Origin of the sequence: Corynebacterium uberis (assembly GCF_020616335.1) — a bacterium.
Taxonomy (GTDB): domain Bacteria; phylum Actinomycetota; class Actinomycetes; order Mycobacteriales; family Mycobacteriaceae; genus Corynebacterium; species Corynebacterium uberis.
In genome coordinates, this window is sequence record NZ_CP085051.1 from 2,519,180 (window position 1) to 2,533,318 (window position 14,139).

At 68.3% G+C, this 14,139-nt stretch carries 13 protein-coding genes; 5 read left to right on the plus strand and 8 right to left on the minus strand.

What is annotated here, in order from left to right; all coding sequences use genetic code 11:
- Positions 1–125: 125 nt before the first annotated feature.
- From murJ to LH390_RS11485, 5 genes are all read left to right on the plus strand, one after another.
- Positions 126–3,683, plus strand: a complete 3,558-nt coding sequence (gene murJ / locus LH390_RS11465; RefSeq protein WP_227282682.1) for a murein biosynthesis integral membrane protein MurJ — start codon at positions 126–128, stop codon at positions 3,681–3,683.
- 298 nt (positions 3,684–3,981) lie between these two features.
- Positions 3,982–4,548 (plus strand): sigma-70 family RNA polymerase sigma factor, encoded by a 567-nt coding sequence (locus LH390_RS11470; RefSeq protein WP_227281200.1) that lies wholly within the window; start codon positions 3,982–3,984, stop codon positions 4,546–4,548.
- Between the two features lie 199 nt (positions 4,549–4,747).
- A complete protein-coding gene (gene trxB, locus LH390_RS11475) occupies positions 4,748–5,728 on the plus strand; it encodes a thioredoxin-disulfide reductase (protein WP_227281199.1) in 981 nt (326 codons plus the stop codon).
- An 11-nt stretch (positions 5,729–5,739) separates the two neighbouring features.
- The gene (gene trxA / locus LH390_RS11480) at positions 5,740–6,063 is read left to right on the plus strand and encodes a thioredoxin (RefSeq protein ID WP_227281198.1); all 324 of its coding nucleotides are present in this window, start codon (positions 5,740–5,742) and stop codon (positions 6,061–6,063) included.
- 72 nt (positions 6,064–6,135) lie between these two features.
- Positions 6,136–7,323 carry an N-acetylmuramoyl-L-alanine amidase gene (locus LH390_RS11485; RefSeq protein WP_227281197.1) on the plus strand — a complete coding sequence of 396 codons (1,188 nt, stop codon included), beginning with the start codon at positions 6,136–6,138 and terminating at the stop codon, positions 7,321–7,323.
- A gap of 6 nt (positions 7,324–7,329) precedes the next feature.
- On the opposite strand, the gene LH390_RS11490 is transcribed toward LH390_RS11485, so the two are convergent.
- From LH390_RS11490 to rpmH, 8 genes are all read right to left on the minus strand, one after another.
- The gene (locus LH390_RS11490; RefSeq protein WP_227281196.1) at positions 7,330–7,956 is read right to left on the minus strand and encodes a hypothetical protein; all 627 of its coding nucleotides are present in this window, start codon (positions 7,954–7,956) and stop codon (positions 7,330–7,332) included.
- 10 nt (positions 7,957–7,966) lie between these two features.
- Complete coding sequence (locus tag LH390_RS11495; RefSeq protein ID WP_227281195.1) at positions 7,967–9,007, minus strand: ParB/RepB/Spo0J family partition protein; 1,041 nt, start codon at positions 9,005–9,007, stop codon at positions 7,967–7,969.
- A gap of 100 nt (positions 9,008–9,107) precedes the next feature.
- Positions 9,108–10,091, minus strand: coding sequence for a ParA family protein (locus LH390_RS11500; RefSeq protein ID WP_227281194.1), 984 nt, complete (start codon positions 10,089–10,091; stop codon positions 9,108–9,110).
- 245 nt (positions 10,092–10,336) lie between these two features.
- Positions 10,337–11,002 (minus strand): 16S rRNA (guanine(527)-N(7))-methyltransferase RsmG, encoded by a 666-nt coding sequence (gene rsmG, locus LH390_RS11505; protein WP_399524912.1) that lies wholly within the window; start codon positions 11,000–11,002, stop codon positions 10,337–10,339.
- 315 nt (positions 11,003–11,317) lie between these two features.
- Positions 11,318–12,295, minus strand: a complete 978-nt coding sequence (yidC, locus tag LH390_RS11510) for a membrane protein insertase YidC (RefSeq protein ID WP_227281192.1) — start codon at positions 12,293–12,295, stop codon at positions 11,318–11,320.
- Between the two features lie 8 nt (positions 12,296–12,303).
- Positions 12,304–12,549 carry a membrane protein insertion efficiency factor YidD gene (gene yidD / locus LH390_RS11515; RefSeq protein ID WP_227282681.1) on the minus strand — a complete coding sequence of 82 codons (246 nt, stop codon included), beginning with the start codon at positions 12,547–12,549 and terminating at the stop codon, positions 12,304–12,306.
- 13 nt (positions 12,550–12,562) lie between these two features.
- The gene (rnpA, locus tag LH390_RS11520; RefSeq protein ID WP_227281191.1) at positions 12,563–12,934 is read right to left on the minus strand and encodes a ribonuclease P protein component; all 372 of its coding nucleotides are present in this window, start codon (positions 12,932–12,934) and stop codon (positions 12,563–12,565) included.
- An 8-nt stretch (positions 12,935–12,942) separates the two neighbouring features.
- Positions 12,943–13,086 (minus strand): 50S ribosomal protein L34, encoded by a 144-nt coding sequence (rpmH, locus tag LH390_RS11525; RefSeq protein WP_227281190.1) that lies wholly within the window; start codon positions 13,084–13,086, stop codon positions 12,943–12,945.
- Positions 13,087–14,139: the final 1,053 nt, after the last annotated feature.

Here is a 14,139-nt window from a genome sequence, read left to right on the forward strand (position 1 = left end):
AGCCATGACAATGGTGTCTCGTGAACTCCACTGACTCGCTTTACAGGTCACCGGACCGGTCGGGCAGCGGCCCGGACCCGGAGGCAACGTCCGCCGGGGATGTCACCCTAGGCGGTGACGCCGGGCTGCGGGGACGCATCATCGCGCCCACCCCGCCCGCACCCGTGCCCGCGCGCCGGCGGTCTCCGCAGGCCACGGCCCGTCCGGGGGAGGACCGCTCGACGCTGCGCACCGCGCCGTCGCACAAGGCGGCCGCGGATGTGAGCGGCGCCGAGGAGGCGCAGCCAGACTCCTCGGGCACTTCGGGTGGCGCGGGTGGCGCGGGCACCTCGGACGGCGACATCGTGCGCTCAACGGGCTCCATGGCCATTGCCACCCTGTTTTCCCGCATCACCGGATTCATCCGCACCGTGCTCATCGGCTCCTCGCTGGGCCTGGCGGTGGCCACGGCCTTCAACGTGGCCAACACCCTGCCCAACCTCATCACGGAGATCGTGCTGGGTGCGGTGCTGACCTCCCTGGTGGTGCCGGTGCTCGTGCGCGCGGAGAAGGAGGACGCCGACCACGGCGCGGCGTTCATCCGCCGCCTGTTTACCCTGGCGTTTAGCCTGCTGGCCCTGGTCACCCTGGCGTCCTTGCTGGGCGCGCCGCTGCTGACGCGGATGATGATCCCCACAGACGGCGAGGTCAACCTCACCCAGTCCACCTCGTTTGCCTACTGGGTGCTGCCGCAGATCCTGTGCTACGGGCTGTTCTCGCTGTTCATGGCGGTGCTCAACACGAAGGGGATTTTCAAGCCGGGCGCGTGGGCGCCGGTGGCCAACAACGTGGTGAGCATCGCGGTGCTGCTGGTGTATCACTACCTGCCCAATCAGCTCTCCGATACCGCCCCCTCGGGGCTGTTCGACCCGCACGTGCTGCTGCTGGGCCTGGGCACCACCGCCGGCGTGGCGGTGCAGCTGCTCATCATGATTCCGCCGCTGCGTCGCGCCGGGATCAGCCTGCGGCCCCTGTGGGGCATTGATGACAGGCTGCGCAGCTTCGGCGGCATGGCGCTGGCGATCATCGTCTACGTGGCCATCTCGCAGCTGGGCTACATCATCGTCACCAACATCGCTAACCGGGTGGACCACGCGGCGCTGACGATCTACCAGAACCACTGGCTGCTGCTGCAAATGCCCTACGGCATCATCGGCGTGACCCTGCTGACTGCCATCATGCCGCGGCTGTCACGCAAGGCGGCGGAAGGCGACGACCGCGGCGTGGTCGACGACCTCACCCTGGGCACCAAGCTGACGTTCATCGCCCTGATCCCCGTGGTGGTCTTCTTCATGGGCTTTGGCCCCCAGATCGCCGATGGCCTGTTCCAATACGGCCGCTTCGACTCCGACTCGGCACAAATCCTGGGCAGCACCCTGCAATTCTCCGCCTTCACGCTCATCCCGTACGCCCTGGTGCTGCTGCACCTGCGCGTGTTCTACGCCCGGGAAGAGGCGTGGACGCCCACGTTCATCATCGCCGGGATCATCACCACCAAGGTGGCGCTGTCCTACCTGGGCGCCCAGGTGGCCTCCGAGCCGCAGCGGGTGGTGGTCCTGCTGGGCGCGGCCAACGGCTTTGGCTTTGTTGCCGGCGCGATCATCGGCGTGGTGCTGCTGCGCCGCAAGCTCGGCTCCTTAGGGTCCCAGACGATCCTGCGCACCTCCGGCTGGGCGTTGGGCTCAGCCGTGGTGGGCGTGGCGGTGGCCCTGGTCGCCGACCACTTCATCGGCGGGGTGCTCGGCGGAGCTTTACGCTTCCTGGGCTCCTTTGGCACCCTGTTCATCCTCGCCGTAGACGGCGTGGTCTTCCTGGTGGTCACCGGGATTGTGCTGAGCTTTTCCAAGCTGCCCGAGGTGGCCAACCTGGGCGTGGCGTTGGGCCGCCTGCCGGTGGTGGGCAAGCTCATCCGGGTGGACCCCGCCGCCCAGATTCAGGTGGAGCAGCCCTCCGCCCTGGAGCTCAACAGCCAGTTCATCGGCTCGGACACGTTCGCCGCCTCCCCGGTCCCGCCGCCGATGTCCGCCGGCGTCGTGCGCGGCCCGCGCCTGGTCCCCGGCGCCCCGGTCTCCGACGGCCGCTTCCGCCTGCTCGTCGACCACGGCTCCGTGCCCGGCGCCCGCTTCTGGCAGGCCCGCGAACAAAACACCGGACGCATGGTCGCGCTGGTGTTCGTGGACACCTCCGGCACCTCCCCGATGGCGCCGGCAAGCCCCGCGGCAGCAGCAGGTGCGGCCGCGGAGGTCACCCGCCGCACCCGCCGGCTGGCCGCCCTGCACCACCCGGCCATCGCCCCGAACATCGAGGTCTCCGCCTACCGCTCCGGCTGCCTGGTGGTTGCCGACTGGGTGGAAGGCACCTCCCTGAAGGCCCTGGCCTCCTCCGACGGGGTCAACCCGCGCGCCGCCGCCTACGCCATGGCCCCGCTTACCGACGCCGCCGGCGCCGCCACCCAAGCCCACGTCCCGCTCGGCCTGGACAACTGGTCCCGCATCCGGGTGACCACCTCCGGCACCGCGGTCCTCGCCTTCCCGGCGGTCCTCTCCCAGGCCTCCCTGGCCCAGGACCTTGACGCCATCGCCTGGACGCTCAACCTGCTCATCGAAGACGAGGCCGCCCCGGACGACGTGGTGGCCGTCAAACGGCAGGTCGAACAGCTGGCCACCACCGCCGGCACCACGGCTGGGACCACCGCGGGCGCCACGGCCGCGTCCGCCGCGTCCGCCGCCACTAACGACGGCGAACCCACCCCGCCCACGCCCAAGGAGCTCGGCGCCCAACTGCGCCGCGTGGGGCTTGCCGACGCCGCCGGAGACGCGCCCGCCGGCACCGGCCTGGCCGCCGCCACCGAGGGCGCCGGCTCCTCCGACCTGCGCGCCGCCCCCGTGGCAGGGGCGCACCGGGCGGGGGCCACCGCGGCGTCGTCACGCATCCTCGAACCCACCCCGCAGGTGGAGGAGCGCGGCGGCTTCGGCGCGAAGTCCATGACGGGACGCGGCACCGTGCTGCTCGCCGCGCTGGTCTTCCTGGCGGTCGTCGGCGTGGTCGCCGCCGCCACCTACGTTCTCGCCGCGCTCGGCGGCGGGTCCCAGAACTCGCCGCTGGCCACCGGCGAGGACGCCGGCGCCCACCAACAGATCGCCGCCAGCGCCCAGCCGCTGACCAGCGCGCGGGTGTGGCAGATCACCGGCATCGACACGGACGTGGACAACCCCGGCGACGCCGCCAAGGCCGTCAACGGCAACCCGGCCTCCGCGTGGACCACCGACGCCTACCCGCAGGGCTTCCTGGTCAAGCCCGGCGTGGGCCTGCTCGTCGAGCTGCAAAACGCCGTCAACCTGGAGTCCGCCACCCTGGCCACCACCACCCCGGGCGCGCACGTCACCGTCTACGGGGTGCCCCGCGGCACCGACATCGCGCAGGTCAACTACCCGGCGGAGCTGCCGTGGCTGGGCGAGGCACGCCTGACCGCCGAGCCGACTACCGTGCCACTGAGCCCGGTGCGCAGTGGGCAGCCGCTCCAGGCGGTGATCGTGTTCATCGACCAGGTCTCCCCGGATACGGCCACCGGATCGCTCTCCGGTGTCACCCTCATCGGCCGGCCGGCAGGCGCCGCGCAGGCCACGCCCGCGCAAGACAGCTAGCCGATTGCCCCTGTGGGTGCCCACTGCGGTGGGCACCCACAGGTGGTCGGGGGCCGGGGGAGTGGGGTAGAAAGAACAGGAAGGCTAGACCGTGTCGCCGCGGGTGGGGGTATGCGGCGGGGGAGGGCAATACGTGCATTCGCGTGCATACGCGGCGCAGTCCTGCCACACTAGGGGCCAGGACACCCTCACCCACGGGGTCGCGCGGCCGGGCCTGCGTTGGCTGTTGTTGTTGGCCGCATGCTTTACCGCTGTTATCGCTCCATATGTTCATCGTTTTTCGGGGGGAATTACCACCATGGCTCATCCACGCCACACACACGCCACGGACGCCCAGCTCGTCGCCGCCTACGTCGCCGGGGATGCGGATGCGTTCGGCGAGATCGTCGCCCGCCACGGCACCCGCATGCTGTGGATCGCACGCCGCTACACCAGCAACGACCACGACGCCTACGACGTCCTCCAGGACGCCCTGCTGCGCGCCTCCCAAAACCTCCACCGCTTCCGCTGCGAGGCCCGCCTGACCACCTGGCTCCACCGACTGGTGGCCAACTCCGGCTACGACTTCACCCAGCGGCGCTGCCGCTGCGAAATGCTCACCCTCGACGACGCCACCATCCTGCCCCTCGAGGCCAACGCCGCGCTGAGCTACGAGCCGATCCGCCAGGTCGACCTCGCACTCATGCTGCGCACCGCACTCACCCTCGTGCGCCCCGATCAGGCCATCGCGCTCGTGCTCATTGACGCCATCGGCTACTCCATCGATGACGTCGCCGCCCGCCAACACGTCGCCCCCGGCACCATCAAGTCGCGCCGCGCCCGCGCCCGCACCACACTGCGCGCAGCGCTTGCCGACGCCGCCTGACCCCACCGCCGCGCGCCCCTCGCCGTACGCGACTTCGCGCAGGACACTGCGCACGCCGCTGCGCACGTCACCAGCAGGGAATCTGTCCGGGTGCCCGCACGTTATACCCACTGCGGCCGCCGGCCCTAGACTCGACGGAGGAAGGGGCACGTGGCCCCGCACCCCGACCCCCTTGACTGGAAGGCCTGACGTTTTCCCCATGACTTCACCGAGCACCGTCCATGACATCGCGATCATCGGCTCCGGCCCCGCCGGCTACACCGCCGCGCTCTACGCCGCGCGCGCGGAACTGCGCCCGATCGTCTTCGAAGGCTACGAGTTCGGCGGCGCACTCATGCAGACCACGGAGGTGGAAAACTACCCCGGCTTCACCGACGGCATCATGGGCCCGGAGCTCATGGACCAGATGCGCTCCCAGGCGCAGCGCTTCGGCGCGGACCTGCGCATGGAGCTGGTGGACAAGGTGGACTTTTCCGGCGAGATCAAGCGACTGTGGGTGGGGGAGGAGGAGTTCCAGGCCCGCGCGGTGATCGTGGCCACCGGCGCGGCACCGCGCGCCCTGGGGGTGCCGGGCGAGCAGGAGTACGCCGGGCGCGGGGTCAGCTCGTGCGCCACGTGCGACGGCTTCTTCTTTAAGGGCCACACCATCGCGGTGATCGGTGGTGGGGATTCCGCCATGGAGGAGGCCACCTTCCTCACCCGCTTTGCCACGAAGGTCTACCTGGTGCACCGGCGCGAGGAGTTCCGCGCCTCGCCGATCATGCTGGAGCGGGCGCGGGCCAATGACAAGATTGAGATCCTGACCAACACGACCGTCGAGCGGGTAGACGGTGCGGAGGGCAAGGTCAGTGGGCTCACGCTGCGCGATACCGTCACCGGTGAGCTCAGCGCGCTGGACGTGACCGCCATGTTCGTGGCCGTGGGCCACGAGCCGCGCTCGGCGTTCCTCGACGGCCAGCTTGAGCTCAAGGCTGGGGGATACGTGGCCACGCAGGAGCCTTCGACGCGCACCAGCGTGCCCGGGGTGTTCGCCGCCGGCGACCTGGTTGATGATCACTACCAGCAGGCGGTCACCGCCGCCGGTTCCGGCTGCCGCGCCGCCCTCGACGCCCAGGCCTACCTGGCCGACCTCGCCGCAGCACCGCAGGATCCGAGCCCGACTACCCCCACTGACAAGTAGAAAGTACCCCCTTGACTTCTCCCACCCCCGTCACTTCTGCCACCTTCCGCGAGCAGGTCATTGACGCCCCCGGTATTGTTCTTGTGGATTTCTGGGCACAATGGTGCGGCCCCTGCGCCAAGCTGAAGCCGATCCTCCACGAGGTTGCTGAACAGGCTCCCAGCGACGTGCGCATAGTCACCGTCGATGTGGACCAGGAGCGCACGCTTGCGGCCATGTTCCAAGTCATGAGCATCCCTACGGTGTTGATTTACAAAGATGGCACCAAGGTTGATGAGTTCCAGGGGGTACGCTCCGCAGCGGACATCGTGGCTAAGATCACTGCACTGACCTAACTGATAGGGTAGGTGCGATAGCAAGACTCCGGGCACCGTGGATGTGCGCGGAGGGATACGGAAAGGAGACCAGTGGCAGACGTACTTCGGGTCGGCGACCGCAGCCCGCGCGTCGCAGAAGCCCGCGTAACCCTCGCCCGGCTGGGTCTGCTACAGAACTACGCCGGGGACGTCTCCTCCGACACTGACGCCTCGCTCCAATACAGCGAGGATGACACGCTTTTCGACGCCCCCCTCGCCCAGATCATCAAAGCCTTCCAGCAGTCCCGGGGCATCATCCCCACCGGGACCATTGATGATATGACCCTGCGCGAGATGCGCGGCGCCAGCTACACCCTGGGGGCGCGGCGCCTCACCCTCAACGAAGAGGACCCGCTCATCGGCGACGATGTCGCCCAACTCCAGGCCAACCTCCAGGAACTGGGCTTCTACTCCAGCCGCCTCGACGGCCACTTTGGGCCCAACACCTCCGAGGCGCTGCGCAACTACCAGCTCAACTACGGGCTGACCGTTGATGGCGAGTGCGGGCCAGAGACCATCCACGCCCTGGGCCTGTTGGGCCGGCGCATCCGCGGCGGCTCCGCGCAGGCGATCCGGGAGCGCGAAAACGTCCGCGCCGCCGGGCCGAAGCTAGCCGGCAAGCGCGTGGTCATTGACCCCGCACTCGGCGGGCGCAACACCGGCCACACCGTCAATGGGCGCTTCGGCCCCATCACGGAGGAAGAGATCCTGTGGGATCTTGCCTCCCGCATCAGCGACCACATGAAGACCACCGGCATGGAGGTGGTCATCTCCCGCCCGCGCATGGATGACCCGTCGCCGAAGGACCGCGCCGACATGGCCAACGCCTTCAACGCGGACATGATGATCTCTCTCCAGTGCGATTCCTACCGCAACGACCGCGCCTCCGGGGTGGCCACCTTCTACTTCGGCTCGGAGATCGGCGCCTCCTCGCTGATGGGCGAGACGCTTTCCGGGTTCATTCAGCGCGAGATCGCCGCGCGCACCAGCCTGGTCAACTGCGGCAATCACGCCCGCACCTGGGAGATCCTGCGGCTGACCCGCATGCCCAGCGTCGAGGTGGTGGCCGGCTACCTCACCAACCCGGATGACGTCGCCGCCCTGACCGACCCCGCCACCCGCGACGCCATCGCTGAGGCGATCGTGGTGGCCGTCAAGCGCCTCTACCTGCTTGACGATGACACCCAGCCCACCGGCACCTACCGCTTCGCCGAGCTGCTGGAGGCCGAGGGCCGCTAACGGCCCCTAGCCCGCGGCGGCGACGAGCAGGGACTCCATCGCCGCCCCCGTCAGCAGCTCCCGCTCCGGCGGCAATTCCAGGCGATACCGGGGCAGCACCGGGTGGGCGGAGACCAGCTCGAAGCCGGCTGCGTGCAGCACCGGGGCGTCGATAAGCCCAATCTCCGCAGCCCGCGCGGCGATCCCCTCCGCATCGCTGCGCCCCGGGACCACCCCGAAGGCCTCGACGGCGGGGCTGCGGCGCTCGACGAGCTCCGCAATGACCGCGTCGATGAGCACCGCTTGCAGCCCAATATCCCCGAAACCCGGGGCCACAAACAGGGAGCTGAGCAGGTACGCATCCGCGCTGACGGGCCCGCTGGGCAGTTGACGCGCCCCCGGGGCGTCCGCCGGGCCGCAAAATAGCACGGTGGCAACGGCCCGCCGAGCCGGCGGTGCCATGATGTTGAAGCCGCAGGTGGGGGCGTCGACAAGCATGGTTGATAGCCAGGCTTCCTTTTCAAAACGCTCCTCGCCCCGCGCCACCACCCGCGCCGCGATGTCCGGCTCCAGCTCCCAGAAGACGCTGCGCGCGGCAGCAGAGGCCACCAGGGTGATGGAACCCTGGTCCAGCGCGCGCAGCCGGGGAGCCATGGCCGCTGGGCTAGCCTCGGCCCTCAATCAGCGCCAGGATGCGCTCAAAGTCATCCTGGTCGCCGAACTCCACCACCATCTTGCCCTTGCGCTTACCCATGGTCACCGTGACCTTGGTGTCCCACTGGTCGGCCAGGCGCTCCGCCGAACGCACCAGGTACTCCGGCTGCGGGATCGGCGTGCGGGCCGCCGGCCGGCGGGGGGCATCGCCGCGATTGAGCAGCGTGACCGCCTCCTCGGTGGCGCGCACGGACAGGCCCTCAGCCACGATGCGCTCGGCCAGCGCCAGCTGGGCGTCCTGGCCCACCTTCACGCCCATCAGCGCCCGGGCGTGCCCCGCAGACAGCACGCCCGCGGCCACCTTAGCCTGCACCGGCACCGGCAGGGACAGCAGCCGGATGGTGTTGGTAATCGTCGGGCGGGAGCGGCCCAGCCGGCGGGCCAGCTCCTCCTGGGTGACATCAAATTCCTCCAGCAGCTGCTGGTAGGCCGCGCCCTCTTCCAAGGGGTTGAGCTGGACGCGGTGGATGTTCTCCAGCAGCGCGTCGCGCAGCATGCCGGTGTCATCGGTGTCGCGCACGATGGCGGGGATGCGCGCCAGGCCGGCCTTGCTCGCGGCCCGCCAGCGGCGCTCGCCCATGATGATCTCATAGGTCATATCGCGGGGATCGGACCCGCTGTCCGGGGCCCGGCGCACCACGATCGGCTGGAGGAGCCCAAACTCGCGGATGGAATGAACCAGCTCTGCCAGCGCGTCCTCGTCGAAGTTGTGGCGCGGCTGCTTCTCATTCGGGCGAATCGCCCCGACGGGGATCTCCTGGTAGGTGGCCCCCAGGTCCGTGGTGCCCGGGATCAGGGGGTTAGCCTGCCCCGGCGTGGGGGACGGGGCCGCGGGCGTGACGCCCGTCGCGGCGGGCGGCGTCGGGGTAGGGGAGGAGGTTCCGATGACGGCGTCGGCGGCGGCGTCGGATAGCGTGGGCCGCTCCGGGCCTGACGGAATGAGCGCCGCCAGGCCGCGCCCAAGTCCACCCTTGCGAGTCTGGTTGGCCACGATGTGCTCTCCTTGTGATGGTGTCGCGCGAACCCCCGCGCAGCTGCGGCGGGGGAGGGGATAGAAGTAACGCTAGCGCGTGGACGAATAGGCCGGGGGATTAACTCTCGCGGCCCAGTTCTCGCGCCGTCTGCGGGCTCACGCCGATGGGACCGGTCTCCGGGCCCGGCACGTAGTCGCCGCGCCGGGAGAACTCCTCAGCGGCCGCTATATAGGCCATGGAGCCGCGCGAACCGGGATCATAGGCCAACACCGGCATGCCGTAGCCCGGGGCCTCAGAGACCTTGATAGAGCGCGGAATGACGGTGCGCAGGGTGACGTCCCCGAAGTGCTCGCGCACCTCCGCGACCACCTGCTCGGCAAGCTTGGTGCGCCCGTCATACATGGTCAGCAGGATCGCTGAAATATGCAGCTTGGGGTTGAGGTGCTCGCGGATCATGGAGATGTTGTTGAGCAGCTGGCCCACTCCCTCCAGCGCGTAGTACTCGCACTGGATCGGGATGAGCACCTCCTCCACGAACGTCATCGCGTTGATGGTCAACAGGCCCAGCGACGGGGGACAGTCAATGAACACGAAGTCAAAGCCCTGCTCCTCGATGAACCCGCCCTTGAGGGCGTCATAGAGCCGGTACTCGCGGCGCACCATGCTCACCAGCTCGATCTCCGCGCCGGCCAGGTCGATGGTCGCCGGGATGCAGAACATGCCCGGGTGATGCGGGGAGGCCTGCATGGCCTCCGCCGGGGTGGTCGCGCCAATGAGGATCTCATAGCTCGACAGCGTGCCCGCGCGGTGCTCCACACCCATGGCAGTCGAGGCATTACCCTGCGGGTCTAAGTCAATGACCAGCACCTTCATGCCGCAGGCGGCCAGGCCGGCAGCGATATTGACCGAGGAGGTGGTCTTGCCCACCCCGCCCTTCTGGTTGGCCACAGTAATCAGCCGCGGCTGGGCGGGACGGGGCAGGGCGGTACGCTGCGGCAGCACCGAGCTTTCCGGGCCCGCCGCACCGGGAGTGCGCCCCTGCGCCCCCGCGCCCGCCGCGGGGCTTTCACCTGCCGCCTCCGGGCCTGCCGGGCCCGTCATGCCTGCGAGATCGGACTGCCCTGCGGGCGTCTGCGGCGCCGCGTGGTGTGCGCCACCATGCCGCGCGCCGGACGCGTGTGCAGCCGTACCGCGTGGTGATGTACTTCCGCCATGACGGTTCATAGTAAGCGCACGCCCCTCTTTCCTCTCTGACTCCCATCCACCTTAACGCCTCGAGACCACCGGGCCCCACCCCGCCGGAGCCGGGCACCCGAGTAGGCCGCTGACCTGCGCGGGGGAGGGGACTAGCGCCCGCGGGTGATCTGAATAAGCGTCGTGGGTTCCGCAAGCAGGTCGCCACCGACGCTTAAGATGGTCGGCCGCTCGCCGCCGCAGCGCTCGATGATGGCCCGGTCCCGCTCCAGTTCCTCACCCACGGAGGCACCCTTCATGGCCAGCACCACCCCGCCCTTGCGGGCCAGGGGCAGGGACCAGCGCGCGAGTTTGCCCAACGGGGCCACGGCCCGGGAGGTCACCACGTCCGCGCGCCCGACCTTCTTTTTCACGTGTGGCTCCTCCGCCCGCCCGCGCACCACGGTGACGTTGGCCAGACGAAGCTCCTCGACGACCTCGCGCAGGAAGTCAGAGCGCTTGAGGAGCGGTTCGATGAGGGTGATAGTCAGGTCCGGTCGGGCGATGGCCAGGGGGATGCCCGGCAGGCCCGCGCCGGAGCCGATATCAATGACCGTGGCGCCGTGCTCGATGGCCTCCCCGATGACGGCGCAATTCAGCAGGTGCCGATCCCACAGCCGGGGAACCTCCCGCGGACCAATAAAGCCGCGCTGCGAGCCAACCTCGGCGAGCAGCCGGTGATACGACTCCGCCAGATCAAGGCGGTCCCCAAAGATGCGCCCGGCCCGCGGGGGGACGGCAGGGTGGTCGGTGGTGGTGCCATGTTCCACGTGAAACATTCCTCCGGATAGCGTGGGCGTCAGAAAAGCAGGCCTGAAGCTCTCCGGGGCCTGCCCCGGCGGTCCTACTCGTTGACACCCGACTCTAGCAGCAGCGACTCTCGGGCAAATCCCGCGCGCAGCGGGCCCTCTCGCGTGCGGGACGGGCGGGACGTGCGGGACGTGCGGGGCGTGCGGGGCCCGCAGGGCTCGCGACGCCCGCGAGCCAGGCAGCACCCCACACAGCCAGCACACGCGAAACCACCCGCCACCCCGGGACGACTGGTGTTCGTCAATCCGGGTGCGGCGGGTGGCTACTGGTGCGGGGCGCGCGGACTAGCCGCGGTTGCCGCCCTTCTTCTTTTTGCCCTTCTTGGGGTTATTGGGCTTGACGCCGGGCTTGGGTGCAGAGGCCCGCTTGGCGGCGCGTTCGGCCTCTTCTTCCTCTTCTTCCTCCCGGTCGATCTTGGCAAAGATGTGGCGCTGCTGGAAGAAGGTCCACACGTTGTTGGCCACCATGTAGAACAGCAGGCCGATGTGCCAGATGAAGCCGGTGAACAGGATGGTGCCGGGCATGACCCACATCATCATCTTGCTCATCATCTGCATCTGCTGGGCGGCCATGTCGGAGCTGGGCGCCTGCGTCTTGCCGGAGGCGCGGCGGGCCTCCTGGCGTTCGACGGACAGCCGGGCGTTCATGTGCGTGGCCACCACGATGATGAGGATCAGCGGCGCGGCCACGGCGATGATGCGACCGCGGGTCAGCGCATCAGAGTCCGGGAAGGCCGCGTACATTTCCTTGTCCATGGAGATGTAGGCGGACAGCGGAACTCCGAAGAGCTTGGCACCCAGGAAGGACTGCACCTCGTCGACGCCGAAGATGTAGTTGGACAGGTGGGCGTTTTCTTCCGGGGTCAGTCCCAGGCCGCCGGCGCTGGTGCCGGTGCGGTTGAAGGAGCGCAGCACGTGGAACAGGCCGATGAACACGGGCATCTGGGCCAGCACGGGCAGGCAGCCGGCGACGGGGTTGACGCCCATCTCTTTTTGCAGCTTGCGCGTTTCTTCCATCATCTTTTGCTGGTCATTCTTGTATTTCTCACGAATGGCCTGCATTTGTGGCTGGAACTTCTGCATCTTCACCGACGAGCGGATCTGGTTGACCATCGGCTTGTATAGCAGCATACGAAGCGTGAAGGTCAGGAACATGATCGCCAGGATCCAGGAGATCGCGGAGTCGCCGCCGAAGGGCAGGGCGAAGATCTTGTGCCAGAACCACAGGACCGCAGAGATCGGCCAGTAAATGAAGTTGAGCACGTTGTCTCTTAACCTCTCGGTGGTTGGGGGTAGTAAACGTCCCGCTTGCCGGTTGCGGGTGGGACCGGGTCGATCCCTCCGGGGTGCCAGGGACCACACTTAACCAACCTCACCAGGGTCAGAATGGTTCCCTTCGCGGCACCGTGGGTGCCTATGGCCTCCAGCGCGTAGGCGCTGCACGTCGGCTCGAAGCGGCAGGTGGGTCCAAGCTTAAGGGGCGATAGGTAGTTTCGGTAAAACCGCACCGCACCCATGAGCGCCCGCGCGCTAAGCCCGGGCACGGCGCAACGCCTTCACAATGTCCCGGCTGAGCTGCGCACTGCTTGCCGACGCCGCCGCCGGCAACGCCCGCACCACCACGTGCGCGCCCGCGGGCAGTCCGACCTCCGGGTCGGATGCGATCTCGCGGCAGATGGCGCGCAGCTTGCGGGCGAGCCCGTGGCGCACCACGGAGTTGCCCACCGCCTTGGCCACGATGAAGCCGAAGCGTGGGCCGCCGACGGTGACCAAGGGGGCGTCGGCACCCGAGGTTGGGTCCCAGAAATGGACCACAACACGCCGAGAACCTCCCCGACGCCCGCGCCGGATGGTGCGGTCAAACTGCGTCGGGGAGGTGAATTTCAGCGCTGGGGGTAACACCCGCGCAATTAAGCGGTGAGCTTGGCGCGGCCCTTGTGCCGGCGTGCGGACACAATTGCGCGGCCGGCGCGGGTACGCATACGGGTGCGGAAGCCGTGCTTGCGAGCACGACGACGGTTGTTGGGCTGGAAGGTCCTCTTGCCCTTTGCCACGGTGGTCTCCTCAAGTATTCATCAGTTGGTTCGACCGGCCAACCGCCAGGAACATGCCCCAACCCGCCCAGCGGGCGAGTCAGAAGGCACCTGCGTCCCATGACGGCAGTCCGGGCTGCCGGTCAACCTCACGGTTATGGACAAAGAAGATGCGGGCCACAGGGGTGCACGCGATTCCCACGCACCACGCCTGCCCCGCGCGCCCCGCAGCGCCACTGCGCCCCCACCCGCATGCAGCGGGCGGAAAGCGCCCGGATGGACGGCACTCCGGTGCTCTTCTTAATGGTTCACATACGCGCGGACCCCACCGTGGCCGTGTGTAACGACGGCCGGGGAGGGTCCGGGATGTAACAGACACCGACAGACTACGCGAGCAAGAAGCGCTCGAACAAATCGACACACCCCTTCGCCGCACTCAACTCAGCGGGTACCCCCGTAATTACAAGAGCGAAAGTCTTCGCAGATCGGACCCGCAAAATGCACCCACAACCACGCACTAGCGGGGCGCTTACCCTGGCAATCGACTGGGTGTTCCCCTGTAAAAAAGACCGCCACAGATCTCCGCGAGCAACATCCGTGCAACATCTGGACAACCTGGACGCATGCCGGGTAACAATGGAAAAATCACCCACTCGGCTCACAGGTGTGAAAACCCGGCCCTGTGGATAAATCTAAATAAGAGGTTGAGACTTTGCCGAGGAACCGGAAAAGTCGCAGGTCACACGCCTATGTTGGGCGGCTTTGCTTATCCACAGGGCACGGACTTGGCTGTGGATAAACCGCTCGCCTAGAGTTATCCACAGCTGTGGACAGACGTGTGGAAGACCTGCACACGGCGCCAAACGGGTTGTGAATCACCACCGCCCCGTGGCACCCGGCCCCACACAGCTCCACCCTCCCCCCGGCCCGCCCCAGCGAGCCACCGCGGCCGCCTTCCCGCCGCCGCAGCGACACCGGAAACGACAACGTCGTGACCCCGCCCGCACCCCGCAGGAGCCACCTGCGCGATGCCCCGGCACCGTCACGCATAAGTACAAGGAAAACGAGGCATCA

Excerpts from the sequence above, each read along its gene's own strand:
- LH390_RS11500 (WP_227281194.1), bottom strand. The coding sequence starts at position 10,091 with ATGACGGGCCCGGCAGGCCCGGAGGCGGCAGGTGAAAGCCCCGCGGCG.
- trxB (WP_227281199.1), top strand. The coding sequence starts at position 4,748 with ATGACTTCACCGAGCACCGTCCATGACATCGCGATCATCGGCTCCGGC.
- LH390_RS11470 (WP_227281200.1), top strand. The coding sequence starts at position 3,982 with ATGGCTCATCCACGCCACACACACGCCACGGACGCCCAGCTCGTCGCC.
- yidD (WP_227282681.1), bottom strand. The coding sequence starts at position 12,549 with ATGGGTGCGGTGCGGTTTTACCGAAACTACCTATCGCCCCTTAAGCTT.
- LH390_RS11490 (WP_227281196.1), bottom strand. The coding sequence starts at position 7,956 with ATGGCTCCCCGGCTGCGCGCGCTGGACCAGGGTTCCATCACCCTGGTG.
- rsmG (WP_399524912.1), bottom strand. The coding sequence starts at position 11,002 with ATGTTTCACGTGGAACATGGCACCACCACCGACCACCCTGCCGTCCCC.